This window comes from Vibrio mytili, assembly GCF_000830505.1.
GTDB lineage: Bacteria > Pseudomonadota > Gammaproteobacteria > Enterobacterales > Vibrionaceae > Vibrio > Vibrio mytili.
Window position 1 is genome coordinate 1 of sequence record NZ_JXOK01000044.1, and the last position, 454, is coordinate 454.

A 454-nucleotide genomic window follows, 5' to 3' on the forward strand; every position below is an offset into this window, starting at 1 on the left:
GGTATTACGACTGTCGGTCAAATCGCTGGCTCTAACTCACTTGTGCAACAATCTATTGTAACCAATGCGAACCTATTTACTGGCGAATAATGGTTCTTTGGAGAAAGCGATGCGTTTGGCAGTCTGTACCTTGAGTATGATCGTTGCCTTTTCTGCACTCGCTGATGACATTGTGTTATCTGACGAAGAAGTTAGCTTGGATATCATGAGTGAATCAAGAGGGGGACAAAACGTGGAACTCGACTTGATTTATGCAAACTCTGATATCAATGGTATTTCGTCAGATAATGTCGCGTCTAATACGGTGAGCGGAAACAATATCCTATCGCCAGGTGCATTTGCGGACAGTTCCGGACTATCGAGCGTGATTCAAAACACAGGTAACAACGTATTAATCCAGAACTCAACCGTAGTTAACCTGACACTCAAGTAAATACCTATGAAACTTTGGCGT

1 protein-coding gene is annotated in these 454 nt (G+C 43.0%); it reads left to right on the forward strand.

The window, feature by feature from the left end; translation table 11 throughout:
* Positions 1-109: 109 nt before the first annotated feature.
* The gene (locus SU60_RS11930; protein ID WP_041155698.1) at positions 110-433 is read left to right on the forward strand and encodes a hypothetical protein; all 324 of its coding nucleotides are present in this window, start codon (positions 110-112) and stop codon (positions 431-433) included.
* The last annotated feature ends 21 nt before the right edge of the window (positions 434-454 follow it).